Genomic DNA, 24,341 nt, shown 5'->3' on the forward strand with positions numbered 1-24,341 from the left:
CAATTCAGCGCAACCCACGCGCCTTGGCATAGACCCGCCAGCACAGCGCCTTGGCGCGATTGCCATTCGGCCAGCGGCCGGGCGGGCGTGGCTTCATGCCAAACTTGCGCAGCAACCCGTTGAAGGCGCGCGCGTCTGCTTCGGCAAAACTCCATTCTGATCGCCAGGTGATCGAGAGGGAAACCGAGGGCTGCGGGCCGTTGCGTACAAAATGGGGCGACATCACCGGCACGTAGAGCGCCTCGCCCGGGGACAGCGACCAGTCCTTGCCGCCGCCGAGCAATTCATCGCGCCAGAACAGGTCTCGCCCGCCGCCGGTGTGATAGGTCTCGTGCGTTTCGTCCGGGGCAAAGCGGGCATCGCCTGCCGGAAACATTGTCATGACCTTCGACCCCATCACCTGAAGGAGGATGTTGTGTTCGGGGTCGAAGTGATAGGGTGTCACGCCGCCCGGGCTGGTCACGAAGATGAAGCCCTGCGGTTTCAGCATTGCGCCCGTGCGCTGTTCGATGACCGGGCGCAATTCGTCGAGCAGGCTGTCGAGAAGCTCCGCATAGGCGGGGATCTGCTCGATATTCTTGAGAGCCGCCCAGCTTCCGGTGGATGCGATGTTGCGGATCGTCTCGCCGATACCAATGCCGTTGGCGGGAGCTTTTTCCCCGTTGAGCCCTAATGGCAAGGCCGCACGATTGTATTCGACCGAGCGGTCCGGCAGCGCCTCGCCAAGGATAGCGAGGGCATCGGGATGCATCAGCGGGTGCATGCCCAGCCGGTGGACCAGCTTGTGCGGCACTTCCGGATAGGAGGCGGCGAAAGCGGCGCGCGAGGTCTCGTCGAAAGCGTCGAGGGGCGCGGCTCCGCCAGCGAAGGCAATCGGTTTGTTCATCGGCTCAGTCCGACAGGGTTGCGCCCCAATTCGAGCGACAGGAGAGTTTCGAAGAACCTGCGCCGGATACTGCCGCCGATGGCAACCGAAATGCGTCCGATCGGCCGGCGTTCGGTCCAGAGGCTGTCGATCATCGGATGATCGGGTGCGGCGCAGCTGTCGCACCAGCTGATGTCCGGTCGCGACAGGAGTGCGAGGTTCTCGCGCTGCAACAGGACGCCGGGAGAAAAGCGCGCGAAATCCTCGTCGAAGGCGGTCTTGTAGGAGAAGCTGCCGGGCGGCGTCAGGAAATTGGCCAGCATTGCGATGTGGCGCCCGTCCAGCGTCAGCGCCAGGCGCTCCAGCCTGCCAATCCCCGCAGCTTCGACAAGCGCCTTGCGAAACAGCGATTCCGTCGTGGACGCACAGGCCATTGCGCTGCCACTGGTGCCTTTCCAGCCGCGCCTTTCAAGCAGGAGAAACTGCTCGATCCAGCTTTCGAGATCCGTGGCATCCAGCTGTCGTTCGAAGGCCAGCGTGCCCTGTTCGGCCAGGCGCGCGTGCTGGCGACGCAACTCCTTGCGTTTCTTGCCGGTCAGCGCGCGCTCGAGGTAAAGATCCGGCGAAAGCGGCGAATGCAGCATGGCCCGTCGTTCGCGCATGACGAGCGCAGACTTGCGGCCCTGCAGTTCGGACAGTTCGAACAACGCCGCGGTCAATGGCTGTTCCAGAGGCATTGCGGGCAGGTGCAGGAACAGAGCCTGTTCGCGTGTCGCCGCTTCGTCGGCCCAATGCAACAGCGCTTGCCAGAACACTCTCTCGCAGCCGGCCCGAACCAAGGGCACGCCCAGAAAGGCGTTGGGATGCAGCCAGCTCGCCAAGTGCGGCAGCGGCCAACGCCCATAGCGGCGCGGCCTGGTCAGCGGCATCAGCGCGGCCAGTTCGCCACCAATCTCGACGGTCAGCAAGCGCTTGGTCCCCTGGGGATCGAAGGCTTCGAGCGAGGGTATGAGATACCAGGGTTCAAAGAAGGGATTGGGGGTCGAGGCACTCTCGGCCAGCGCCTGCCACTGCGCCGGTCGTCCGTCGACCGTCCACTCGCGCCAAGGCCGCACCGTTGCCACCGCCGCGCTCGGCGGACAGAAGGAACTGGGCGTGCTTGCCATGGTGAATGTCGCGACGTTCAAGTTCTCGGGTCTCCGCCACCGGCCTTAGGTGGAATGCCCGAAAACTCGGTTAACAAGCCAGCAAAGAAATACCCCGCCCGGATTGCTCCGGACGGGGCATCCTCTCCCCAACTTGGGCGTTGGCTCCTTAACCCACGGCGTTGCTTGCAAGAGCGGCGAGCAGCAGCAGAGCTACGATGTTGGTTATCTTGATCATCGGGTTCACGGCAGGGCCAGCGGTGTCCTTGTAGGGATCGCCCACGGTATCACCCGTGACAGCGGCCTTGTGGGCGTCCGAGCCCTTGCCGCCGTGGTTGCCGTCCTCGATGTACTTCTTGGCGTTGTCCCATGCGCCGCCGCCCGAGGTCATCGAGATGGCGACGAACAGACCGCCGACGATCACGCCCAGCAGCAGGGCGCCAAGGGCGGCAAAGCCGTTGGCCTGACCGGCCACCGCTGCGATCACGAAGTAGACCGCGATCGGGGCCAGCACCGGCAGCAGCGAAGGCACGATCATTTCCTTGATCGCGGCCTTGGTGACGAGGTCCACCGTGCGGGCATAGTCAGGCTTCGAGGTGCCCGCCATGATCCCCGGATTGTCGCGGAACTGGTCACGCACGTCGATCACCACGTCGCCCGCCGCGCGGCCCACAGCGGTCATGCCCATCGCGCCGAACAGGTACGGCAGGAGCGCGCCGAGCAGCAGCCCGACGATGACATAGGGGTTTTCGAGGCTGAAGCTGACCGCGAGGTTCGGGAAGAACTCCCTGAGGTCGGTGGTGTAGGCCGCGAAAAGGACAAGCGCGGCAAGGCCGGCCGATCCGATTGCATAGCCCTTGGTTACGGCCTTGGTGGTGTTGCCCACCGCGTCCAGTGCGTCGGTCTTGTCACGGACCGAATCGTCGAGGCCCGCCATCTCGGCGATGCCACCGGCGTTGTCAGTCACTGGACCATAGGCGTCCAATGCCACGACCATGCCGGCCAGCGCCAGCATCGCGGTTGCCGCATAGGCAATGCCGATCAGCCCGGCGAGCTGGTAGGCAATGATGATGCCGGCGCAGATCACGATCGTCGGCATTGCGGTCGATTCAAGGCTGATGGCCAGACCCTGGATGACGTTGGTGCCGTGGCCGGTTTCCGACGACTTGGCGATCGAGCGCACCGGGCGATAGTTGGTGCCGGTGTAATACTCGGTGATCCAGATGATCAGGCCGGTGATGACGAGGCCGAGCAGCGAGCAGTAGAACAGCACGCGGCCGGTGAAGGTCACCGTGTTGTCGAGGATGGTGTAGCTCATAGCGGTTTCCATGTCGCCCAGCGCATAGGAAATCGCCCACCAGATCGCACCGATGGAGAGGACGGCGGTGACAAGGAAGCCCTTGTACATCGCGCCCATGATGTTGTTGGAGGAGCCGAGCTTGACGAAGTAGGTGCCGATGATCGAGGTGACGATGCAGACGCCGCCGATCAGCAGCGGCAGGGCCATCATCGCGCCGAGCGCATCGCCCAGGCCCTTGAGCAGCAGTGCGGTCAGCACCATGGTTGCGCCAACGGTCACGACATAGGTTTCGAACAGGTCGGCGGCCATGCCGGCGCAGTCGCCCACATTGTCGCCCACGTTGTCGGCGATCACGGCCGGGTTGCGCGGATCGTCTTCGGGGATGCCTGCTTCGACCTTGCCGACGAGGTCGGCGCCGACGTCGGCCGCCTTGGTGAAGATACCACCGCCAAGACGCGCGAAGATCGAGATCAGCGAAGCACCGAACGCGAGCGCGACGAGGCCGTCGACCACGGTGCGATCATCGCCGCCCACGGTGTAACCGGCGATGTCGGTCAGGTAGTGGTAAAAAACCGCGATGGCGAGCAGGGCGAGGCCTGCCACCAGCATGCCAGTGATTGCGCCCGCACGGAAAGCGAGGGTCAGGCCGGCCTGCAGGCCGTTCTGTGCCGCCGCAGCCGTGCGCACGTTGGAGCGGACCGAGATGTTCATCCCGATGAAGCCCGCAACGCCCGAAAGCACGGCGCCGATCACGAAGCCGGTGGCTGAGATTGCGCCCAGCGTTGCGGCAATGATCACGGCGACGACCACGCCGACGATCGCGATGGTGGTGTACTGGCGCTTGAGGTAGGCCTGCGCGCCTTCCTGAATGGCGGCGGCAATTTCCTGCATCTTGGCGTTGCCCGCCGGTGCGCCGAGCACCTGACGGCTGGTCACGAAGCCATAAACGACGGCAAGCAACCCGAGTATTATCGATAATACGACTAGGTTCACGTTGGCATCCCCCTTTATGTCCGGTGCCACGAGTGGCCCGTCCCCGTCGTTGCGGGTGGGGGGAAGCTATCGTTTTATTTCTGCCCCGCAAGCCCTTCCATGACCTTGGCCAAGGGCTTTTTAATCGTGCATATAACCCAGATTGCCATGCGGCACTGCACCATCGATGATTACAGGTGATAATGTCGCCGCCTGCGCCACCCCGATGCGAAGGGCGGCGACTGGTGCAGGTAACCCCGGGGGGAGCGTGAACAGCAGTTCGTAATCGTCGCCCCAGCGCATTGCATCGTCGCGACGGCTGTCGGGCAGGGCGGCAGGGAAGGGCACACTCTCGCTGGCAATGGCGAAGGTCACGCCGCTGGCCTGTGCCATGCGCGCCGCATCGATCAGCAGGCCGTCGGAAACGTCCATCATCGCGGTTGCCAGTGGGGCAAGTGTCCGGCCTTCGGCAAGGCGAGGCAAGGGCCGCCGGAAAGTGGTGCTATCGCGGCCGGTTCCGTCGCGCAGTGCTTCGAACCCCAGCATCGCCGCACCAACCAGCCCGGTAAGCCAGAGGGTGTCGCCCACCTTTGCCCCGCTGCGCGAAGGTACGGGTGAACAGGTCGCTCGTCCCAGCGCGGTCAGTCCAAGGCTGCGGGGCCCGTTGCCGCTGACAGTATCGCCTCCCAGCAAGGGCACGCCAAACGCCTGCAATGCCTCGCCAAGTCCGGCAACAAAGCGCGTGTCCTCCTCGCCGAGCGTGAAGCCCAGCAGCACACCCACCGGTTCGGCCCCCTTGGCTGCCAGGTCGGACAAGTTGGTTGCGACGAGTTTCCAGGCCACGTCCGCCATGTCCTGTCCCGGCAGCCAGTGTACGCCTTCGACCATCATGTCATGGGTCAGCACCAGCGTCTCGCCGCCGAACGGCAATACCGCGCAGTCATCAGCCAACCCGCGGGCGGCGGGGTGCAGGGCCAGCTTGCGCATGGCCGCAATCAGGTCGGATTCCTTGCTCACGCCCGGTCTATGGGGCGCGCTGGCGAACCGCACAAGTCCGCTTGACCAGCACCATTTCGCCCCTTAATCGTTCGATTAAAGATGTATCGAGAGGAGTCGGAACATATGGCAACAGCCTATATCGTCGATGCAGTACGCACGGCTGGAGGACGTCGCGGCGGACGGCTTGCAGGCGTTCACCCCGTCGATCTCGCCGCGCGCAGTCTGGATGCCATCATCGCTCGGACCGGCATTGACCCGACTGCCGTCGATGATGTGATCATGGGCTGCGTCACCCAGGCCGGACAGCAGGCGATGCAGGTCGGCCGAAATGCCGTGCTCGCCTCGAAGCTGCTGCCGCAATCGACGCCGGCCGTTACCATCGATCGCCAGTGCGGTTCTTCGCAGCAGGCGATCCAGTTCGCCGCGCAGGCGGTGATGTCGGGCGTGCAGGACGTGGTGATCGCTTCGGGCGTGGAAAGCATGAGCCGGGTGCCGATGGGCTCGAACGCCACGTTCCACATGAAGGAGGGCCTTGGCCACTACAAGTCGCCGGGTCTGGACGAGAAGTATCCGGGGATCATGTTCTCGCAGTTCATGGGCGCGGAAATGATCGTCAAGAAGCACGGGTTCTCCAAGGATGACCTCGACCGGTTCTCGCTGAACAGTCACCAGAAGGCCATCGCCGCGACGAACGCGCAGGCTTTCGCTAATGAGATCGTGCCGGTCGAAATCGAGACTCCTGAAGGCCCCGCCATGCACACCGTGGACGAAGGGATCCGCTTCGATGCCACGCTCGAAGGCATTGCCGGAGTCAAGCTGCTCAGCCCGGAAGGTTCGCTGACCGCCGCCAGCTCCAGCCAGATCTGCGACGGATCGAGCGCGGTGCTGGTCGTCTCGGAAGCCGCACTGAAGGCGCACGGGCTCACCCCGTTGGCGCGCATCCACAACCTTACCGTGACTGCGGGCGATCCGGTGATCATGCTCGAAGAGCCGCTCTTCGCGACCGACCGTGCGCTGCAGCGGGCCGGGATGAAGATCTCGGACATCGACCTTTATGAAGTGAACGAAGCCTTCGCGTCGGTGCCGATGGCCTGGCTCAAGCACACCGGGGCAGACCCCGAGAAGCTCAACGTCAATGGCGGCGCCATTGCGCTCGGTCACCCGCTGGGCGCTTCGGGTACGAAGCTCATGGCCACGCTCGTCCACGCGCTGCGCGCCCGCGGCGGCAAGTACGGTCTGCAGACGATGTGCGAAGGTGGCGGCGTTGCCAACGTCACCATTATCGAAGCTCTTTGATTTTTCAGCCCTTTAGAGAGGATAACTCGCAATGAAGCTCGACAATACCGTTGCCGCCGTGGTCACCGGCGGCGCTTCCGGCCTCGGCGCAGCCACCGCCCGGGCGCTTGCCGCCAAGGGCGTGAAGGTCGCCATCTTCGATCTGCAGAAGGAAAAGGGCGAGGCCGTGGCTGCCGAGATCGGCGGCGTGTTCTGCGAAGTGAACGTGACCAGCGACGAGAGTGTCGACGCCGGCTTTGCCAAGGCGCGCGCGGCGCATGGCCAGGAGCGCATCCTCGTCAACTGCGCCGGCACCGGCAATGCCATCAAGACGGCAAGCCGTTCGAAGGAAACAGGCGAGATCAAGCACTTCCCGATGGATGCGTTCAACTGGATCATCCAGATCAACCTCGTCGGCACGTTCCGCTGCATTGCCAAGTCGGCCGCCGGCATGATGACTCTCGATCCCTGCGACGAGTTCGGTGAGCGCGGCGCCATCGTGAATACCGCTTCGGTTGCTGCTGAAGATGGCCAGATGGGCCAGGCCGCCTATTCGGCCTCGAAGGGCGGGGTTGTCGGCATGACCCTGCCGATCGCGCGTGACCTGATGAGCGAGGGCATTCGCGTCAACACCATCCTGCCCGGCATCTTCAACACCCCGCTGCTGCAGGGCGCGCCGCAGAACGTGAAGGACGCGCTCGCGGCGTCAGTCCCGTTCCCCAAGCGCCTCGGCATGCCCGAGGAGTACGCCAACCTTGCCATGTGCATGATCGAGACCGGCTACTTCAACGGCGAGGACGTCCGCCTCGATGGCGCCATCCGCATGGCGCCGCGCTGATCGCCTTAAGGTTGTGTCCCCGCGCAGGCGGGGACCTCGGTGGTCTTGCGGGGCGCTTCCGCTAACCGACTGAGGCTCCCGCCTGCGCGTGAGCGCAACGGCATTCAAGGGAGACTTTCGTGGCCGACTATACGCAGATCAAGCTCGACATCGCCGATGGCATCGCGACGATCACGTTGCACCGCCCCGAAAAGATGAACGCCTATACCGGCACGATGATGAACGAGATGATCGATGCGTTCGATCGCACCGATGCGGATGACAGCGTGCGCGCGGTGATCGTTACCGGGGCGGGAGACCGCGCATTCTGTGCCGGCGCAGACCTCACGCCCAGTGACGGCAAGCACGTCTTCTCCAGCGGCGATGCGGTGGAAGACCTGTCCGATCCTCGCGTGCGCGATGGCGGCGGCATGATCACCTTGCGCATCTATCAGTCCAAGAAGCCGGTGATCGGCGCTATCAACGGTGCGGCGGTCGGTGTCGGCGTCACCATGCAGTTGCCGATGGACATCCGCCTGGCCTCGACCAAGGCGCGCTTCGGCCTTGTCTTTGCGCGCCGGGGGATCGTGCCCGAAGCCGCGTCGAGCTGGTTTCTGCCGCGTATCGTGGGGCTGCCCCAAGCGCTCGAATGGTGCATGACCGGCCGTGTTTTCGATGCCGAGGAAGCCCTGCGCGGCGGCCTTGTTCGCTCGCTGCACGAACCTGAGGACCTCATGCCCGCGGCAATCGCGCTCGCACGCGAAATTGCCGACAACACCAGTGCGGTCTCGGTCGCGATGACCCGCGCCATGCTGTGGCATAACCCGTCGTTTTCGCATCCGATGGAGGCGCACCGCGTCGACAGCCGTGCGATCTACACCCTCTCGCGCGGCGGCGATGCGGCCGAAGGCATCGCGAGTTTTCTGGAAAAACGCGCTCCCCGCTACCCCGGACGCGTTTCTTCGGATATGCCGTCGTTTTATCCGTGGTGGAACGAGCCGGGTTGGGAATGAGTACGGAAGTGTCAAAGGGGGAAAGCCTGGAAACGCCGGGCGCACGCGAGCAGCTTCTGCAGACCGCGTCGAGCATCATGCGCGAGGGAGATGTCGTCGACATCTCCCTATCGGAATTGAGCCTGCGGTCCGGCCTGAACTCCGCGTTGGTGAAGTACTACTTCGGCAACAAGGCGGGCATGCTCAAGGCCTTGCTCGACCGAGACATGGAGAACATCGTCAAGTCGGTCGACGCCCTGCTCGCCAAGGACGACATGAGCCCCGAGGCCAAGCTGCGGCTGCACATTTCGAAGTGCATCGATACCTATTTCGAATATCCCTATCTCAACCGCCTGCTGATGCGTCTTGTTCGTGACAGTGACGAGGCTGAAGCGAAGCGAATCGCCGACCAGTATCTGCTGCCGCTGCATCGCGCCTACAACCGGTTCATCGGCGATGGTGTGAAGGCAGGCGTCTTCCGGCCGATCAACCCGCAGCTGTTCTACTTCACGGTTACCGGCGCGGCCGATCGCTTCTTTTCGGCGCGTCTGGTGCTCAAGCACTGCTTCGATCAAGACACCCTCACCGAGGAACTGCGCGACAGCTACCGCGAGCACACCGTCGATTTCATCATGGCCGGCATCCTCGCACACTGAGCGGGATCGCAGACTCGAGCAGGTGCAGCAAGAAACAATGCTGCGCCCCTTGCGCTGCAATGCGCGCTAAAGCTGGAGGCATGGCGGCATAAAGAAAATGTCGTCTAGCGCCTACGTGCGCATTGATCTATCGCGCATGCCACCGCTTGGTGGCATAATATTTCGCTCTTGCGCATCAGGCTGGTTTCATGTGATACGAAATCATGCCCGGAACACAAACGCGCCTCACCGACTTCATGCCCTACCGGATGGCCATCACCTCGAATGCGGTGAGCGGCCTCATAGCGGGCGAGTATCGCAGCGAATTCGGCCTGAAGATTCCCGAATGGCGGATCATGGCCGTGCTGGGTGACGCTGGGCCTTTGACCCAACGCGATCTTGTTCGAGCCACATTGATGGACAAGGTGGCTGTCAATCGTGCTTGCAAGGTGCTTGAGGAGCGTGGCCTGGTCCAGCGCAGCCCGAACGAGCAGGACGGTCGCTCTCATCATCTGGAACTGACGACATCGGGATGCGAACTGCACGGCAGGATCTGGCCGCAGGCGTTCGAGATGTACCAGAAGATATTCTCGGCAATAACCCCGCGTGAACAGGAAAAGCTGCGCGCCATTCTTGAGAAACTGCTCAAGGCTGCCCGGACGCTCGAAGGCGAAGAGAAGTGAAGCTCGCATCATTACCGCAGGGACGCGACGGTCGGCTGATCGTCGTGTCGAACGACCTTGCCTGGTATGCCGACGCCGATCACATCGTGCCGACCATGCAGGCCTTGCTGGATGACTGGGACCGCTACTTCCCCTTGGTCGAGGCGCTTTCGATCGAGCTTGCCCATGAAGCAATTCCGCGCAAGCGGTTCCACGAACGTGAAGCCTGCGCCCCGCTCCCACGTGCCTACCAGTGGGCCGATGGCAGCGCCTACGTCAATCACGTTGAACTCGTCCGCAAGGCTCGCGGGGCGGAACTGCCGGAAAGCTTCTGGACCGATCCTCTGATGTACCAAGGGGGTAGCGACGATTTGCGCGGAGGGCGCGAACCGCTTGCCCTGAGGGACGAGGCATGGGGTTGCGACTTTGAGGCCGAGATCGTCGTCGTGACCGGTGACGTTCCCCAAGGCGTTGCGCCTGACGAAGCACTCAAGCACATTCGTCTCGTCGGCCTGGTGAACGACGTTTCGCTGCGCAATCTCATTCCGGGCGAACTTGCCAAAGGGTTCGGCTTTGTCCAGTCGAAGCCTGCCAGCCACTTTTCACCGGTGTTCGTGACGCCGGCCAGCCTTGGCGAGGCATGGAGCGGTGGCAAGCTGATGCGGACGCTCTCGGTCGACGTCAACGGCCAGCCTTTCGGTCGGGTCGAGGCGGGCGAGGAATGCACCTTCGATTTTGGAGTGTTGATCGCGCATCTTGCCAGGACCCGCGGTCTGGGGGCGGGGACTATCATCGGCTCCGGTACGGTGTCCAATCGCGATCCTGATGGTTCGCCCGGGCGTCCGGTGTCGCAAGGCGGCAAGGGGTACGCCTGCATTGCCGAACAGCGCATGGTTGAAACGATTACCTCGGGCCAGCCTTCGACTCCGTTCCTGAAGTGGGGCGATACGGTGCGCATCGAAGTGCGCGATGCTAAGGGCAAGAGCATCTTCGGGGCAATCGATCAGACTGTTACCCGCGCCTGATCGCGTTCTGCCGCAAAATGAAAAGCCCCGCCGGCAGGTCCGGCGGGGCTTTTTTCATGCCTTGGCTGGTCCGATCAGCTACCGGGCTTCTTGTTGATCAGCGTGTCGCTGATCGAGCAGGCAGCAGGGCCGAGGATCACGACGAACAGCACCGGCAGGATGAACAGGATCAGCGGGATGGTCATGATCGCGGGCAGGCGTGCAGCCTTTTCCTCGGCACGCATCATGCGCTCGTTGCGGAATTCGGCAGAGAGGACACGCAGCGCCGAGGCGAGGGGCGTACCATAGCGCTCGGTCTGGATCATCGTGGTCACCACGCCTTTGACGGATTCCAGATCGACACGATAGGCGAGGTTTTCGAACGCCTGACGACGATCGGTCAGGAACGACAGCTCGATGGCGGTCAGCGAGAATTCGTCCCCGAGTTCCGGGTAGGCGCGGCCCAGTTCGCGTGCGACGCGGCTGAAGGCCGCATCGACCGTGAGGCCGGCTTCGGCGCAGATGACCAGCAGGTCGAGCGCATCGGGCAGGCCCTTGCGGATCGCGTGGGTCCGCTTGGAAACCATGTTCTGGATGAAGACGTCGGGCCCCTTGTACCCTGCGATGAGCATGAACATGAAGGCGCCCATCCGCTTCATGGGACCCCAATCCCCAAACGTGTTGGTCCAGTAGAAGAGCACCGCGCCCAGAAGCCCCAGAGTGATCGGGCCGACCAGGCGTCCGAGGATGACCGCGACGGCCCATTCCTTCTTGCGGATGCCGGCCTGCGCCAGCTTCTGCTGGATCACCGCCAGCTGGCTGTCCTGCAGGACCTTGAGCGATTCGAGGAAGCCGCGGATCTGGTCGGTGGTCTGGTTGCGGCGGACGATGCTTTGGCGCTTGCGGGCATTCGCCGTGACGATGCCGGCCTTGAGCTGTTCGCGCCGTTCGTTCAGGACCTTCACGCGCTTGGCCATGGGGTCGCGCACGGTGACGGCGGCGTAGACTGCAAGCATCACGGCCGCTGCGGCAATCCCGATCAGGATTGAACCGACAAGGTAAACGTCGAAGCCGAGCAGCGTTGGTCCTGCGGGGTTGTTGATCATGGCCGGTCCCTCCCGCTCAGATTTCGAAGTTGACCATCTTGGCCATGATGAACGAACCGATGCCGAGCCATGTGAGCCCGCCCAGGCCGGCGATGATCAGACGTTCGTCCACGAAGAACTTGCTGAGATAGGCCGGGTTGATCGTATAGATCAGCGCAAACACGATGAAGGGCAGCGAGCCGACGATATAGGCTGATGCTTTCGATTCCGAACTCATCGCCTTGACCTTGAGCTTCATCTGCGCGCGTTTGCGCAGCACGTTCGAAAGGTTCGAAAGCGTCTCGGCCAGGTTGCCGCCGGTCTCGCGCTGGATGGCAAGCGTGATGCAGAAGAAGTTGAACTCGGGCATGTTGAGGCGATCGGCGGTATCCTGCAGTGCCTCTTCCATGGTGCGGCCGACCTTGATGCGATCGGTCACCAGCTTGAACTCTTCACCCACAGGGCCGGGGAGTTCGCTCGCGACCACGCCCAGGGTCTCCGTCACCGGAAGACCGGATCGAAGCCCGCGTACCAGCAGATCGAGAGCATCGGGCAGGCGCGTGGTGAAGTTTTCGACGCGCTTGCCGATGGCCCGGCCGACGATGAAGTGCGGCAAGCCGATGCCGACAAACAGGCCAGCGACCAGCGACAGCAAGGGCGCTCCGGTCTTGAGGAACACCAGAAGCAAGACCGCCAGGGCAAGACCGCCGCTGACATAGAGGTACTGGGACAGCGTCCAGCCCTTGCCGGTGCGGTGGAGGCGCAGTTCGAGCGCTTCCATCCGCGATCCCGAGCCGGCGATCTTTCCTGCACGCGGTTTGCGGGCTGCCACGGTCTTGCGGTATTGCGCTTCGACCTTGTCAACCGCGCTGTCCGAGTGCCGAAAGCGTACCGACTGGAGACGGCGGCCGCTCTCCTTGGACGCGGACGGGCCGGACAGCGCGGCATAGCCAAGCACCATCGCCGCCATCATGCCGCCGGCCATCAGGATCAGCTGGATCGTATTCCCCATTGCAGGTCTCTTCCCGTCACCTCAAGCGAATGCAGGCCGTCAGGCGGGCACACCGGCCTTGGGCTTGTTTAGCATCTTCTTGAGATCGAACTTGCCGAGCAGCGAGGGCTTGCGCGCACTGGCTGTGGTGTCCGCCGCTGCATCTTCCTCACCGGTTCCGATGATCGCGAAGGCGATGTCCCGGATCGTGGCTCCGACCTTCGAGGAGCGATTGGCTGCAACGAACGACTGTCCGAGCTTGGCCGCGTTGGATGCCCCCTTGATGTCGTAGGGCAACATGAAGTTGATCTTGCGCTCGATCGAGGCTTCGAAATCAGCCTTGCTGATCTCGTTGGCGCCGGCTTGCACCTTGTTGGCAACCACGATCGGACGGGCGTGGGCAGCATTGGTCTTGAGCCACGAAAGCAGGCGAATGGCATCGCGCGCGCCGGCCAGCGTCAGTTCGGTCGCAACGATCACCACGTTCACGTCACCCAGCAGGTGCGGGAAGTTGATCAGCATGTTGCGCGGCATGTCGATCACAGTCATCTCGAACGCCTGGCGGAATTCCTCCTCCAGTTGCACGAATGCGCTGCCATCGGTCATGAGCGGCGAACTGATCGGCGCTTCGGCCGACAGAATGGCCAGATTGTCGTTTGCCCGGATCATTGCGCGTTCGATGAACAAGCCGTCGATGCGGCTTGGATTGTCGATCGCGTCGGTCAGGCCGCGACCGGGCTCCAGATCGAGTGTCAGTGCGCCGGTGCCGAAATGGACGTCGAGATCCAGCAATGCAGTGGGCAGCTTGTGATCGGTGCTAAACAGCCAGGCGAGCGATGTCGCCAGCGTCGACGCCCCGACGCCGCCACGCGTGCCGACGATGGCGGTCGAGATGTGGCGCTTCGCCGCACTCGGATCATGGCTCTTGGGCGCGGTAAAGATGGTCTGCGCCTGGACGAGTGCATCGCGGATCTGCCCCGCATTGAGCGGCTTGAGCAGGTAATCCTGAATGCCCGAGGCAATCAGGTCGCGATACAGGCGTACGTCGTTGACCTGCCCCACGGCGATGACCACGGTGCCGGGCTCGCAAACTTCGGCAAGAGCGTTGATGTCGTTCAGCGGGTCGCCGCTTTCCGACAGGTCGACCATGAGGATGTTCGGGCTGGCCGTGATCGAAAGCGACTGGATCGCGTTGCGCAGGCCACCACGGTGGCACTTCTCCGGCGCCCAGCCCATGTCGACGACGACCGGGCGAAGGACGTCGAGCGCGGTCTCGTCGCACATGAAGGCGGCGAAGGCGTCGCGATTGGCATTCTTCCAGCTCATGTCAGTTTCCTCCACTGCCGCCAGAGGCATTGGACGTCGAATTGTTCTTCAGGCCATCTTCGCCGGTTGGCTTGGCGGCGCGGAAGCTGTCGATGGCCTTGGTTCCGCTCATCACCACCGTTTCCCCGGTGCTGTTGGCGCCCTTCACGAGGTGTTCCTTGTCGGCGACCATCGCGGCGAGATTGCTGTTGATGGCGCAGCCGAAGTTCGACGTCGTCCGGTTGCTCATCGAGAAGTCGGACTTGGCCGTCCAGTCGGGGCAGCCAGGTACCGAGGCAGTGGCGCGGGTCACGACGATGCGCGCACCGCCAGCCGGAACATAACCGGGGGTAACCGGGGCGGGGCCTTCGACGAACATGCCCCAGCGACCGGCGACCGTATCGACCGACGCGATCGTGGCCTTCGACTGCAAGGGATCGTCTATCGCGATCTTGTCACCATACTTGAGGCCAAGGCTTTCGAACCACCCGGCGAGCCGCCGCTGTTCCGGGATCGAAATGCCACCGCCCGGCAGGGTCTCGACATCGAAGACGTAACGGTCGCGCTCGACAATCGGCTGATGCACCGAGTTGAGCATGCGGTTCTCGGGGGCGTTGACCGAACAGGCCGAGAGGGCCGTTGCCAGTGAAAGCAGCAGCGCTGCGGAAGCGCGGCGGGTATGATTGGTGCGCATGAGCTGTCCCTCGTTCACTGGATGCTGAAGCCGGGTTCGGCGCTGGCGACCTTCTTGTCGCTGCGGCGGTCGGCTGGCTGCGGTGCCTTCGCGGGCTTGTCGAGAGCGCCGACCTTGGGACCGGTCTGAACCGTGCCTTCCTTTTCGGTCGGCTTTGGCCGGTCGCCACCGGTGACCCCGTCGTTCTCCATGTTGCCAAGCAGGCGCTGGATGTCGTTCGGGCTCTGGAAGCCGTCGGTCGGCAGCTTGATGTCGTTGGCGTTTACCGGGTTCACCAGATACGGCGTGACCACGATGACCAGTTCCGTCTCGCCCTTGCGATAGCGGGTCGAGCGGAACAGCGAGCCAAGGATCGGCACGTCACCCACGCCAGGCATCTTGGTCAGCGCGTTCTGCGCGCCATTCTGCAGCAGGCCTGCGATCATGAAGGACTGACCCGAACCGAGTTCGATCGTCGTCTCGGCCCGGCGCACGGTCAGGGCCGGGATTTCGACGCTGTCGAGCTTCAGTGCGCCCGTGCTCGAAAGCTCGGAGACTTCAGGACGAACGCGGATCGAGATGCGGCCGTTGGCCAGGACCGTTGGCGTATAGGCGAGGCTGACGCCGTAGCGCTTGTACTCGATCGAGGTGGTGCCAAGGCCCTGCGAAACAGGGATCGGGTATTCGCCACCCGCCAGGAAGTCGGCAGTCTCGCCGGAAAGCGCGGTCAGGTTTGGCTCGGACAGGGTAGTGACAAGGCCCAGCGTCTCGCCGGCATCGAGCGCCCCGAGCAGATCGAGGCCGAGAAGCTTGCCCATGCCGGCAATGGTGGTGCCGGTAGTGGTGGCCGTGACCGAACTGCCGGCCTTTTCCACCAGGCCAAGCGGATTGGACTCAGTTACCTTGGTCGGATCGAAGGTAAATCCAGTGGTCGACGAAGTTCCGACACCAAACGGCAGGTTACGGTCGGTGGTGTAGGTCGATGCTGCGGAACGACCCTGTCCGATGCCGAACTTGAAGCCGCCCGTGCCATCGATGCTGGTCAGGTTCACGCCCAGGTCGCGCACCAGCGTGCGGCTGACTTCGGCGAATTTCACGTGGAGGCTGACCTGCAATGGCGTTGCCATCTTCAGGCGGCTGATCACGTTGGTCTTGTCGCCGACAAAAGCGCGCACGAGGCGCTCTGCCTCGGCCGCGTCCTCGGGCGCGCCGACCGTGCCGGTCAGCAGGACCGTGTTGTTCATCGTTGCGACGTTGACGCGAGCCTCGGGCATGGCGAGGTGCAGCATCTGATCGATCGAGTCGATGTTGTTGCCGACGCGAATGTTGGCCGACCAGACGACGTCACCCTTGGCGTTGCTGGCGTATACGGTTGTCTCGCCGCCCGACTTGCCGAACACGTAGAACTGGTTGGTCGACTTGACCTGGACGTCTGCCACCTTGTCGTCGGCGACGAACACGTCGGCCATGCGACCGGGGACGGTGACCAGCTCTCCGCGACCGATCGAAATCGTGACGGTGCGGGCGGGGCTCGTCAGGCTTTGTGCGTGGAGCATGCCGGATGCGGGCATCATCGCCAGCGGGGCAGCGATCAGCGCGGCCGTGAGGAGCTTGGAGGAAAAACGGCGGTTCATGGTGCTGCCCTTCGAGGTCGGGATCTGTCGCATGATCTTGGTGTGGAGAGCGCAGCTCATCACTTCGCTCCTATCGAGACATCTTCGGTGTCCTTGCCGCGGGTCACGCGGACCACGGGGCCGGTAGGCACCGGTCGGCCGTTTGCTGCCATCTGCGGGGCCGGGCTCGCGGCGGGAGCGGAATATCCGCCGCCTGCCGGAGCAGTTGCCACTGGCACGGTCGTGCGCTGGAAGCGCGATACATCGCCGCCGGTCACGAAGCTGGCCTTGCTGTTTTCGATAGGGCGAGCCATGGCCTGCTTGATCAGCGCCTCTTCCTGCTGCTTGGTAGCGCCGGCCGGGATCTTGACGTCGCCCGACGCAATCGCCTGCTCAAGCTCGGCCGAGTTGTCCGCCAGAGAGCGCAGCGAGAGGCTGATCGTGCCGATCGTCTGGGCCACGGCAATCTTCTCCGCGATCTTGGGCGTGACTTCGAGCGTGACGGTGCTGAAGGTGCGCACGCGGGTCTTGCCCTCGACCATTTCCTGCTCGGTTGACTGGTCCGTTGCGAGCACGCGCAGGTTCTTGAGGATCGTTTCCGATGCCTTCAGTGCCATGCCGCTGTCGCCGCTGCCCTTGACGGTCTGGGTCAGCACCAGGTCGATATGGTCGCCCGGGAAGACGAAGCCGGCTACGCCGGTGCGGGCCGAGACAGGGATGGTGACGGCGCGCATGCCTGGCCCGAGAGCAGCTGCGAGGAAGCCACGGTCGCCGGGCGCAACGAGGTTGCCCTTGGTGACCGGCTCGCCTGCAGTCATCGGGTTGCGCACCACGGTGCCCAGCAGCTTCTGCATGTCAGCTTCGCCCTCGACGAAGTAGGCGTCCTGGACCATGTCCTTGGGCCATGCCTGGAAGTTGAGGGCGTCGGCGGTAATGATGGTGCCGACGGGCAGGGCGCGCTGGGCTACCAGCACCTTCGGGCCCATCGGCATCTTTGCCGCAGCTTCTGCCTGAGGCGTGGACGCGCCAGCGAAAAGGCTCCTTGCTGCGAAGGCCGTGCCGATCGCAACGATCAGCGCCCCCACCAGCAACATCAGCTTCCTCTTGTCCATGCTACTTGTCCCGCCCTCTTAACTCAGGCCCGCATGTCTCGGGCAAAATGGTTAAAAATTGTGATATGATGTTCATGCACCTGTAACGGAGCGCCAACCGGCCTCGAGCATCGGGGCCAGGACGATCAGTCCGGCGCTTGCGATTGCTACGCCGTAAGGAATCTTTGCATCGCGCCGGCGCGTCACGGTATAGTGCCACGCGGCGACCACGATGGTCAGCGCGCCGCCCAGCAGCGACATGATCACTAGCAGCTTGACGAAGCTCAACGGCGGCAACCAAAGTGCCAGTGCCGCCAGCAGCTTTACATCTCCGCCGCCCATCAGCTTGAGGGCAAAAAGTCCCGCCAGGACGACAAAGGCGACGAACGCCACGCCCACCTGCATCGCCACGCCCGGCCACAGTGACAGCCCTGACGCCCACCAGTAGGCCGGAGCGGCCAGTGCGATGGCAGCGTTCAGCCAGTTGTCGATCTGGCGGCGGCGGATATCGGTGAAGGCGGCAACCAGCAGCGCGATTGCCAATGCCCCGACCAGTCCGTAAACGAAGATGTTCCCCTGCATGTCCTGGGGCATACGGGACAATCACTTACCAAACGGTAACCAAACCTTGGCGCGCAACTGCGCCATTGGAGGCGTTTCAGGCATGGAGTTCGGTACCAGCAGTCGGATCGATCGCAGGGCGATTCCGGCGGATGCGAACGAAGGGTTCTGGACCGCATCAGACGGCCATGTCATCCGCCGGATCGACTGGCCCGGTCATGGCGCTCCTCAGGCCCAGTACGGTCCGCGCGGTTCGATCCTGTTCTTGCCGGGGCGTGGAGATTTCTACGAGAAGTATCTGGAATCTCTCGATTACTGGCATGAGGAAGGGTGGCAGGTAACCGCGCTCGACTGGCGCGGGCAGGCAGGTTCAGGACGGCTCTCTGCCCATCCTGCAATCGGGCACGTCGAAGATTTCTCGATCTGGATCGAGGACCTCTCCGCATTCTGGTCGCAATGGGTCGTCCAGACGCCTGGCCCCCATGTCGTGATCGGCCATTCGATGGGTGGTCACCTCGTGCTACGTGCTCTTGCGGAAGGGCACATTAACCCTGTTGCCGTGGTTCTGAGTGCTCCGATGCTGGGCTTTCTGACGCCGGGACCGAATCGGGCGTTGCACAAGGTGGCCGAGGCGATGTGCCGATTCGGCGATCCTGCCCGCCCCGCCTGGAAGATCAGCGAGAAGCCCGGGACAACCGCCGCAGCCCGGAACACACTGCTGACGCATGATGCCGAACGGTACGAGGACGAGGCGCAATGGAAGCTGCAGCGCTCCTTTCTCGGAATGGGCCCCGGCTCCTGGCGGTGGGTCGAGCGTGCCTATGCCTCGATGCTGGTGCTGGATGCTCCCGGGATTCTGGAAGCGGTCGACGTGCCGGTGCTTCTGCTTGCCGCGCGTCACGATGGTCTGGTCAGCTGGAAGGCGATCGAGCGTGCCGCCCGCCGCCTGCCACGTGCGCAACTGATGACCTGGGGACGGGAAGCCCGTCACGAATTGCTGCGAGAGGCTGACCCGGTGAGAGACAAGGTCATGGCTGCGATTGACGATTTCCTAGACCGCATGGCGCCCGTCGCGGAGGCCCCCATCGCGTGACCAGCTTTGCCGGAGACTTTGATGTCGCCATCATGGGCGCGGGCATGGCAGGTGCCAGTCTCGCCGCCGAATGCGCGCCCCACGCCCGCGTGCTGCTGGTCGAGGCCGAGGACACCCCCGGCTACCACACCACCGGACGCTCTGCCGCGTTCTGGGAAGAAACCTATGGCGGACCCGGTGTCTTCCCGCTGACGATGGCTTCGGGCCGTTACTTGCGGGAAGGCGGGTTCCTGTCCCGGCGTGGCGCGCTGAACATCGGGCAGGCGTCGGACCGCGACAAGGTTGAGGCCTTCATCGAGAAGTTCGCTGCCCTGGGTGCCACCCTGCATCTGCAGGACCGGTCGGCGCTCGAATCCCGCGTGCCCGGCCTGAAGCCCGAATGGGTTGTCGGCGCGTGGGAGCCCGGCTGCGCTGACATCGACGTTGCCGGCTTGCACCAGCACTACCTTGCAACGTCGAAGCGGACCGGCACAGTCATGCGCGTGCGGGCCCGCGTCGAGTGGCTGGAGCGGGAAGGCGGACAGTGGCGGCTGGCCTGGGCCGGGGGCGAGGCACGCGCTCCTATCATCGCCAATGCTGCCGGGGCATGGGCGGACTCGCTTGCCAGCCTTGCCGGTGCCTGCCCGCTTGGCATCCAGCCGTTGCGCCGCACGATTGTCCAGTTGCGCACCGATCCTGCCCCGGCAGATTCCCTGCCGCTGACGCTGGGCATCAACGAGGACTTCTATTTCAAGCCTCAGGCCGGGCGTCTGTGGCTTTCACCGCACGATGAGATCCCCGATGTCGCTGGCGATGCCGCGCCCGAGGAACTGGACGTTGCCATTGCCATCGACCGCTTTCAGCACGTGGTGGACTGGAACATTGCCGCCCTCGAGCGCCGCTGGGCAGGCCTTCGATCCTTCTCGCCGGATCGCCTGCCGGTCTACGGCTTCGATCCGGTTGTGGAGGGCTTGTTCTGGTTCGCCGGGCAAGGCGGCTTCGGCATACAGACGGCACCTGCCGCGGCGCGGCTGGGCGCTCAGCTACTGCTCGGCTTGCCCCGCGACGAGCTGACCGTGGAAATCGGCGCCGACGCATATGCGCCGGCGCGATTCCTGCCTGATCAATCGTAGATCGGGCGCAGTTCGTTATCGAGGTAGTAGCGGGTCATCGCCATCGAGGCGAGGAGGTCGGGCGAGCCGTCGTACTCGATCGACATCCAGCCCTTGAACCCGTGTTGCTTGAGCGCGTGGTAAAGTCCCTTGAGATCGAGCGTGCCCATCCCCGGTTCCCAGAACCAGCGCGTGCCGTCGTCTGTGATTTCCGGGTCCTGTGAATAGCGCAGGCTGTCGGGCTGGTTGGACGAGGCGGTGTCCTTGAGGTGGAACGTGCTGATGCGGTCGTGATAGTCGTTGTAGAAGGTCACCAGATCCTCGCCCATGATCGAGATCTGGGCGGTGTCGATGCAGTAGTGGACCAGCGCGGGATCGGTGGATTCGATCAGTTCGCGATGGTTTGGCAGGTTGATCGCGCAGAAGAACTCGTTGTGCAGGCCGATCTTGACGCCCTTGTCGGTGGCATAGCGGCCGATCTCGTTCATCACCTTGGCACACTGCTGCACTTCCTCGCGGGTGAGGGGGCCGCAGCCGAAGTAGTTCTGGGTCGGGCAGGTGTTCATGTAGGTGCCGCCGAAGCGCACGATGGTGTCCACCGCTTCGCGGCCTGACTGCACGGCTTCATCAAAGTGGCCGACATCGTGCGAGGCGTGGGCACCATGGAACATGCCGATAACCTCGACGCCGCGCTCCTTGGCAAATGCGGTGAAGTTTTCGGGCGAGCCGAACAGCGGCAGGATGTCTGCCATGTCCCACGGCGCGATCTCGATGCCGTTGAAGCCCAGCGCCGACTGATATTTCAGGATGTTGTCCCAGTCGGAATAGTAGGCGCTGTTGGTCTTGTCCTCGTAGTAGAAGTCGCGGAAGTTATCGATCTGCTTGAAAGGGATCGACTTCCAGTGGCTCATGTTGGCGTATTGGATATTGGGCATTTCGGATAACTCCGGAAATCAAAGCTGGTTGAGCATGGCGCGCGTGCGCAGCAGGGCGCGGAACGGATCACGCGTCTGGCGGGCGCTGCAGGTCACGGGGCCTGAATAGCCCAGCTTGTCGAGCGTGCTGGCAATCGCGGCGAAATCGACCGAGCCGGTGCCGGGATCGCGGAAGACCTGCGTGGCCTGGGGCTGCGGGTGTTCGGGGTTCGGCGTCTTCCAGGTGTCGTTGCTGTCAACGAAGCTGGTGTCGGTCAGGTGGACACAGCCGATGCGGGCGATGTTGGTGGTGATGAACTGCACCGGGTCGATCCCGCCGACGGTGAGGCTGGCGGTGTCAGCGTCAAGGCCGACGCTTTCGGGCAAGCGCGCAAGCAGCGCGAGCACCCGTTCACCGCCGAACAGGCTCCAATATTCATTGCGCAGCACCAGCTTTACGCCCAGTTCCTCGGCCTTGGTGGCAAGGCCGGTCAGCAGTTCGACCGTGCGATCGGTGAACATGGCGATCTGGGCGTCGATATCGGGGTGATACTGCCTGATGCGCCCGTAATAGGGCGAGGGGCTTATGGCGAAATAGTCCGCGCCAAGATCGGCCGCATGGGCGAGGGCCTCGCCGGCGAAATGGCCGGATGCGCCGAAGTAGAAGTGGATGTTGTCGTTGCGCATGAACAGGTTGGGATCGAAGGTCACGCCTGTGACGCGCGTGATTCCGCTTGCGGCCAGCACTTCGCGGTACTGCGCCGCGCTGCTGTACTTGGTGTTGATGCAATAGCGGTTCATCGGCACGCCGCTGCGCCCGCCGAACTGCCAAACCGGCTCATAGGGAATTTCGATGGCAGAAAACCCTGCCGTGGCGATCAGGGGGTAAAGCTCCTCCCAGAAATACTTGCTTTCGAACCGGTTGCGGTTCGGCTCCTGGTAGTGGCGATTGATAAGGTCGAGGCTTATCGCGGTATCTTTGGGGTTCATGGTCAACCTTCTGGCGTTCCTGCCCCGGCAAAGGGGCAATTGCGTTCGTGCATGTTGGGGGCATGGTCGCGTGCCGCGCAGGCGCAGTGAACCACGCCTGCAGATGCGCTGGCGGCATGGCTATTGGCAGGTGATGAGTTTACCGCCGCAGACACAGGATCCATTCCCATTCCACGGCCCCGACGCGCACTGGCGCTCGTTTGCCTGGCGGGTCAGACGCCCGCTACTTTGTGCTGGCGGACATCCGCCATTTGCAGGCAAAAATCAACCCCGCGTGCGTATTTTGCCTGCTGTGCTGCGCCTTTTCCGTGATATCTGCGGACCTGGGCTAACGACAGGGAGAGTCATTATGGCGCACCGTTTCGAGATCCGCAGAAACAAGGCAGGCGAGTTTGTCGCCTACTTCTGCCACAACAGCGAAACCATCTTCTGGACCGAAGGCTACGCTAGCAAGGCCGGCGCCCGGAATGCCATTGAATCGATCCTCAAGAACGGTCCCGAGGCGGCAGTGGTGGATACGACCACCGATTGAGAGCTGGGGATGATTGGCCGGTTTCAGAACAGGCCATCGTCCTCGTCGTCATCAGGGGCCAACGTCACATCCGGCGCGATGGCGATCCCATTCAGGCCAGGGACAAGCGCCTGGTTGTGGATGAGGCGCTCGTCTGCCATCGTGTAGCTTCGCGCCAGATCGTCGAGCATAGTCTGCAATAGAACCGCCTTGTCACCGTCGACCGGCTGGCAATCCGAACCGGCGCCTTGCAGGACGGACGACAGGTTTCGCATGGGCGCTTCCAGCATCCCTGCTTCCTCCAGTGCATCGATTGCCAGTGCCAGGCTTGATCCCAACTGGTCTGACTCGGCTTCAACCACGGCCATCGCCTGTCGGCCTCTTTCGTTGCAATCGCCAATCGTGGTGAGGAAGCGGGCGAGGAGTTCCCCCGATGCACCACCGTTCTCGTGCGACTGGCTCTGCAGGCGGTGGCAGGGCGCCGACAGGTTCGTTTGCGTTCGCTGGATGGCATCGGCGATTGCATCAAGGCGCTCGGAGTATGTCCTGATCTCGTTGGCGATGACCATCACCGGTCGTCCGATGGATTGCGCAGTGCGGCAGCTCAGACCGATATTGATCGCCATGTGCTGCACATCCAGCCGGAGCCGGGTGATGGCTTCTGCCCGTTCCGTAACTTCATCGACCGTCTGCAGGATCAGGTCGAGTGTCGCCATGCCCTCGCTGTTCGCGCGGTCCAGCTGGCGCAGCATCAGGTGCGCCTCGGCAACACTTGCCTCGATGCGCTCCAGCATGTCACTGTCGCCCTCGCTGGCCTGATCGTCGTCAAGACCCTGGAGATTTCTGCACTGGCTTTGCAGTCGCGAAAGAGAAGCCGCGAGTTCGGCCCTGTCGCGCGCATAGTCGGAGACTGCCGCTTCGAACAATGCAGCGAGAACGCGAAGCAACGGTGCGCCAGCAGACCCGGCCATGCTGCCGTCCTGGCGTCGCGTTTCAAGCATGCGCAGGCTCGCCAGCACGTGTTCCAGCCGCTGGCGCACGCTGTCGCCGATCTGCATTGCCTGGATGGCGGCGTGGAGCTCGGTCTGAATCGCCAGAGCCAGGCCGGCAATGGTCTTGGCCAGGTTGCCAAGACGCATTTGGTGCTGCTGCAGGTTGCCCGCTTCGCGCATCAGCGCATTGGGTACCTGCGGGAAGACCTTCGCACATTCGCGATCGAGCAGCCTGTCGTTCTCGCCCATCTCGCGAAGACTTTCGAGAAGCCCTTCGAGCATATGGTCGAGGCCGCGCAGTTCCCGGTCACCCTGATCAAGCTTGCCCCGCATGGCATCTGCAAATTCCATGAACTGCGGATGGCCCGATGCGGTGATCTTCACGTTCATGCCGTAAATGTCGAGGACCTGCAGGCAACGCATGACCTCGCCAGCGCTGGTCCGCAAAGACCGGGCGGCCTCGTGCATGGTCGCGATCTCGTGAGACCTGCCCTGAACCAGACTGCGCACGTTGCGCAGGGATTCGGCGGCCATCCGCAATCCATTGACCGCTTCGACGCCGACGCCGCCATCGAACATGCCGGTCACTTCGGTCAGGGCCGAGGTAATCGTCTGGATGCGCGTAACCGACTGGCACAGGTGCGTGCTGGCCATGTCGAAGCTTTCGTCCAGACGCTTGAGCAGCGAGACCAGATCCTCGATCAGCGCTGCGTGACCGATGTCCTTGGCGGGAGTGGGGACGACAAGTTTGAGAGCCGCCATCGC

General features: G+C 63.3%; 23 protein-coding genes. 9 read left to right on the forward strand and 14 right to left on the reverse strand.

The genetic code is table 11. The features are described 5' to 3' along the window. Positions 1 to 4: 4 nt before the first annotated feature. From AC3WLM_RS13050 to thiL, 4 genes are all read right to left on the reverse strand, one after another. Positions 5 to 886 (reverse strand): cupin domain-containing protein, encoded by an 882-nt coding sequence (locus AC3WLM_RS13050; RefSeq protein ID WP_039336534.1) that lies wholly within the window; start codon positions 884 to 886, stop codon positions 5 to 7. Then, complete coding sequence (locus tag AC3WLM_RS13055) at positions 883 to 2,031, reverse strand: GNAT family N-acetyltransferase (protein ID WP_492477573.1); 1,149 nt, start codon at positions 2,029 to 2,031, stop codon at positions 883 to 885. The genes AC3WLM_RS13050 and AC3WLM_RS13055 overlap by 4 nt, the downstream gene beginning before the upstream one ends. Before the next feature lie 148 nt (positions 2,032 to 2,179). Continuing rightward, complete coding sequence (locus AC3WLM_RS13060) at positions 2,180 to 4,303, reverse strand: sodium-translocating pyrophosphatase (protein ID WP_062343186.1); 2,124 nt, start codon at positions 4,301 to 4,303, stop codon at positions 2,180 to 2,182. A 120-nt stretch (positions 4,304 to 4,423) separates the two neighbouring features. Continuing rightward, a complete protein-coding gene (gene thiL / locus AC3WLM_RS13065) occupies positions 4,424 to 5,299 on the reverse strand; it encodes a thiamine-phosphate kinase (RefSeq protein ID WP_492477574.1) in 876 nt (291 codons plus the stop codon). Between the two features lie 105 nt (positions 5,300 to 5,404). Here thiL and AC3WLM_RS13070 point away from each other — a divergent pair, with 105 nt between their 5' ends. The 6 genes from AC3WLM_RS13070 to AC3WLM_RS13095 all read left to right on the forward strand — a co-directional run bounded on the left by AC3WLM_RS13070 (position 5,405) and on the right by AC3WLM_RS13095 (position 10,687). After that, entirely contained in the window at positions 5,405 to 6,577 is a 1,173-nt protein-coding gene (locus AC3WLM_RS13070) for an acetyl-CoA C-acetyltransferase (RefSeq protein ID WP_062343188.1), read from the forward strand. Between the two features lie 31 nt (positions 6,578 to 6,608). Continuing rightward, positions 6,609 to 7,394: an SDR family NAD(P)-dependent oxidoreductase gene (locus AC3WLM_RS13075; RefSeq protein WP_039336538.1), complete on the forward strand. Its 786-nt coding sequence runs from the start codon at positions 6,609 to 6,611 to the stop codon at positions 7,392 to 7,394. A 119-nt stretch (positions 7,395 to 7,513) separates the two neighbouring features. Continuing rightward, positions 7,514 to 8,386: a crotonase/enoyl-CoA hydratase family protein gene (locus tag AC3WLM_RS13080; RefSeq protein WP_062343132.1), complete on the forward strand. Its 873-nt coding sequence runs from the start codon at positions 7,514 to 7,516 to the stop codon at positions 8,384 to 8,386. Continuing rightward, entirely contained in the window at positions 8,383 to 9,021 is a 639-nt protein-coding gene (locus AC3WLM_RS13085) for a TetR family transcriptional regulator (protein ID WP_039336544.1), read from the forward strand. Before AC3WLM_RS13080 ends, AC3WLM_RS13085 begins: the two co-directional genes overlap by 4 nt. A gap of 203 nt (positions 9,022 to 9,224) precedes the next feature. Beyond that, positions 9,225 to 9,683, forward strand: a complete 459-nt coding sequence (locus AC3WLM_RS13090) for a MarR family winged helix-turn-helix transcriptional regulator (protein ID WP_492477575.1) — start codon at positions 9,225 to 9,227, stop codon at positions 9,681 to 9,683. Further along, complete coding sequence (locus AC3WLM_RS13095; protein ID WP_039336548.1) at positions 9,680 to 10,687, forward strand: fumarylacetoacetate hydrolase family protein; 1,008 nt, start codon at positions 9,680 to 9,682, stop codon at positions 10,685 to 10,687. The genes AC3WLM_RS13090 and AC3WLM_RS13095 overlap by 4 nt, the downstream gene beginning before the upstream one ends. Positions 10,688 to 10,761: 74 nt before the next feature. On the opposite strand, the gene AC3WLM_RS13100 is transcribed toward AC3WLM_RS13095, so the two are convergent. The 7 genes from AC3WLM_RS13100 to AC3WLM_RS13130 all read right to left on the reverse strand — a co-directional run bounded on the left by AC3WLM_RS13100 (position 10,762) and on the right by AC3WLM_RS13130 (position 18,018). Then, positions 10,762 to 11,772, reverse strand: a complete 1,011-nt coding sequence (locus AC3WLM_RS13100) for a type II secretion system F family protein (protein ID WP_039336550.1) — start codon at positions 11,770 to 11,772, stop codon at positions 10,762 to 10,764. Between the two features lie 16 nt (positions 11,773 to 11,788). Beyond that, a complete protein-coding gene (locus AC3WLM_RS13105) occupies positions 11,789 to 12,763 on the reverse strand; it encodes a type II secretion system F family protein (protein WP_492477576.1) in 975 nt (324 codons plus the stop codon). A gap of 39 nt (positions 12,764 to 12,802) precedes the next feature. After that, entirely contained in the window at positions 12,803 to 14,068 is a 1,266-nt protein-coding gene (locus tag AC3WLM_RS13110; RefSeq protein ID WP_039336555.1) for a P-loop NTPase family protein, read from the reverse strand. A gap of 1 nt (position 14,069) precedes the next feature. After that, positions 14,070 to 14,741 (reverse strand): CpaD family pilus assembly protein, encoded by a 672-nt coding sequence (locus AC3WLM_RS13115; RefSeq protein ID WP_039336662.1) that lies wholly within the window; start codon positions 14,739 to 14,741, stop codon positions 14,070 to 14,072. Between the two features lie 14 nt (positions 14,742 to 14,755). Further along, positions 14,756 to 16,414, reverse strand: coding sequence for a type II and III secretion system protein family protein (locus AC3WLM_RS13120; RefSeq protein WP_407668289.1), 1,659 nt, complete (start codon positions 16,412 to 16,414; stop codon positions 14,756 to 14,758). Next, on the reverse strand, positions 16,414 to 17,445 hold the full coding sequence (gene cpaB / locus AC3WLM_RS13125) for a Flp pilus assembly protein CpaB (protein WP_492477577.1): 1,032 nt from the start codon (positions 17,443 to 17,445) through the stop codon (positions 16,414 to 16,416). The genes AC3WLM_RS13120 and cpaB overlap by 1 nt, the downstream gene beginning before the upstream one ends. Before the next feature lie 72 nt (positions 17,446 to 17,517). Next, positions 17,518 to 18,018: an A24 family peptidase gene (locus AC3WLM_RS13130; protein ID WP_193828333.1), complete on the reverse strand. Its 501-nt coding sequence runs from the start codon at positions 18,016 to 18,018 to the stop codon at positions 17,518 to 17,520. 70 nt (positions 18,019 to 18,088) lie between these two features. On the opposite strand from AC3WLM_RS13130, the gene AC3WLM_RS13135 reads away from it, so the two are divergent. After that, entirely contained in the window at positions 18,089 to 19,078 is a 990-nt protein-coding gene (locus AC3WLM_RS13135) for an alpha/beta hydrolase (protein WP_492477578.1), read from the forward strand. A gap of 32 nt (positions 19,079 to 19,110) precedes the next feature. Beyond that, the gene (locus AC3WLM_RS13140; protein ID WP_492478125.1) at positions 19,111 to 20,190 is read left to right on the forward strand and encodes an NAD(P)/FAD-dependent oxidoreductase; all 1,080 of its coding nucleotides are present in this window, start codon (positions 19,111 to 19,113) and stop codon (positions 20,188 to 20,190) included. On the opposite strand, the gene AC3WLM_RS13145 is transcribed toward AC3WLM_RS13140, so the two are convergent. Beyond that, positions 20,181 to 21,104 carry a sugar phosphate isomerase/epimerase family protein gene (locus tag AC3WLM_RS13145; protein ID WP_062343144.1) on the reverse strand — a complete coding sequence of 308 codons (924 nt, stop codon included), beginning with the start codon at positions 21,102 to 21,104 and terminating at the stop codon, positions 20,181 to 20,183. The genes AC3WLM_RS13140 and AC3WLM_RS13145 overlap by 10 nt on opposite strands. 18 nt (positions 21,105 to 21,122) lie before the next feature. Further along, positions 21,123 to 22,073, reverse strand: coding sequence for a sugar phosphate isomerase/epimerase family protein (locus AC3WLM_RS13150; RefSeq protein ID WP_492477579.1), 951 nt, complete (start codon positions 22,071 to 22,073; stop codon positions 21,123 to 21,125). A 349-nt stretch (positions 22,074 to 22,422) separates the two neighbouring features. On the opposite strand from AC3WLM_RS13150, the gene AC3WLM_RS13155 reads away from it, so the two are divergent. Beyond that, a complete protein-coding gene (locus tag AC3WLM_RS13155; RefSeq protein WP_039336565.1) occupies positions 22,423 to 22,605 on the forward strand; it encodes a YegP family protein in 183 nt (60 codons plus the stop codon). 23 nt (positions 22,606 to 22,628) lie between these two features. Here AC3WLM_RS13155 and AC3WLM_RS13160 read toward each other — a convergent pair whose 3' ends face one another. Next, positions 22,629 to 24,338: a hypothetical protein gene (locus AC3WLM_RS13160; protein ID WP_492477580.1), complete on the reverse strand. Its 1,710-nt coding sequence runs from the start codon at positions 24,336 to 24,338 to the stop codon at positions 22,629 to 22,631. Positions 24,339 to 24,341 lie beyond the last annotated feature (3 nt).

Source organism: Novosphingobium sp. FW305-C-30-35 (assembly GCF_058783135.1).

Bases quoted from the DNA above. Each gene is read 5' to 3' on its own strand.
- AC3WLM_RS13140 (WP_492478125.1), top strand. From the start codon at position 19,111: ATGGGCGCGGGCATGGCAGGTGCCAGTCTCGCCGCCGAATGCGCGCCC.
- AC3WLM_RS13110 (WP_039336555.1), bottom strand. From the start codon at position 14,068: ATGAGCTGGAAGAATGCCAATCGCGACGCCTTCGCCGCCTTCATGTGC.
- AC3WLM_RS13155 (WP_039336565.1), top strand. From the start codon at position 22,423: ATGGCGCACCGTTTCGAGATCCGCAGAAACAAGGCAGGCGAGTTTGTC.
- AC3WLM_RS13075 (WP_039336538.1), top strand. From the start codon at position 6,609: ATGAAGCTCGACAATACCGTTGCCGCCGTGGTCACCGGCGGCGCTTCC.
- AC3WLM_RS13145 (WP_062343144.1), bottom strand. From the start codon at position 21,104: ATGCCCAATATCCAATACGCCAACATGAGCCACTGGAAGTCGATCCCT.
- AC3WLM_RS13130 (WP_193828333.1), bottom strand. From the start codon at position 18,018: ATGCCCCAGGACATGCAGGGGAACATCTTCGTTTACGGACTGGTCGGG.
- AC3WLM_RS13100 (WP_039336550.1), bottom strand. From the start codon at position 11,772: ATGATCAACAACCCCGCAGGACCAACGCTGCTCGGCTTCGACGTTTAC.
- AC3WLM_RS13090 (WP_492477575.1), top strand. From the start codon at position 9,225: ATGCCCGGAACACAAACGCGCCTCACCGACTTCATGCCCTACCGGATG.
- AC3WLM_RS13150 (WP_492477579.1), bottom strand. From the start codon at position 22,073: ATGAACCCCAAAGATACCGCGATAAGCCTCGACCTTATCAATCGCCAC.
- AC3WLM_RS13105 (WP_492477576.1), bottom strand. From the start codon at position 12,763: ATGGGGAATACGATCCAGCTGATCCTGATGGCCGGCGGCATGATGGCG.
- AC3WLM_RS13135 (WP_492477578.1), top strand. From the start codon at position 18,089: ATGGAGTTCGGTACCAGCAGTCGGATCGATCGCAGGGCGATTCCGGCG.
- AC3WLM_RS13050 (WP_039336534.1), bottom strand. From the start codon at position 886: ATGAACAAACCGATTGCCTTCGCTGGCGGAGCCGCGCCCCTCGACGCT.
- AC3WLM_RS13055 (WP_492477573.1), bottom strand. From the start codon at position 2,031: ATGGCAAGCACGCCCAGTTCCTTCTGTCCGCCGAGCGCGGCGGTGGCA.
- AC3WLM_RS13115 (WP_039336662.1), bottom strand. From the start codon at position 14,741: ATGCGCACCAATCATACCCGCCGCGCTTCCGCAGCGCTGCTGCTTTCA.
- AC3WLM_RS13070 (WP_062343188.1), top strand. From the start codon at position 5,405: ATGGCAACAGCCTATATCGTCGATGCAGTACGCACGGCTGGAGGACGT.
- cpaB (WP_492477577.1), bottom strand. From the start codon at position 17,445: ATGGACAAGAGGAAGCTGATGTTGCTGGTGGGGGCGCTGATCGTTGCG.
- AC3WLM_RS13120 (WP_407668289.1), bottom strand. From the start codon at position 16,414: ATGAGCTGCGCTCTCCACACCAAGATCATGCGACAGATCCCGACCTCG.
- AC3WLM_RS13160 (WP_492477580.1), bottom strand. From the start codon at position 24,338: ATGGCGGCTCTCAAACTTGTCGTCCCCACTCCCGCCAAGGACATCGGT.
- AC3WLM_RS13085 (WP_039336544.1), top strand. From the start codon at position 8,383: ATGAGTACGGAAGTGTCAAAGGGGGAAAGCCTGGAAACGCCGGGCGCA.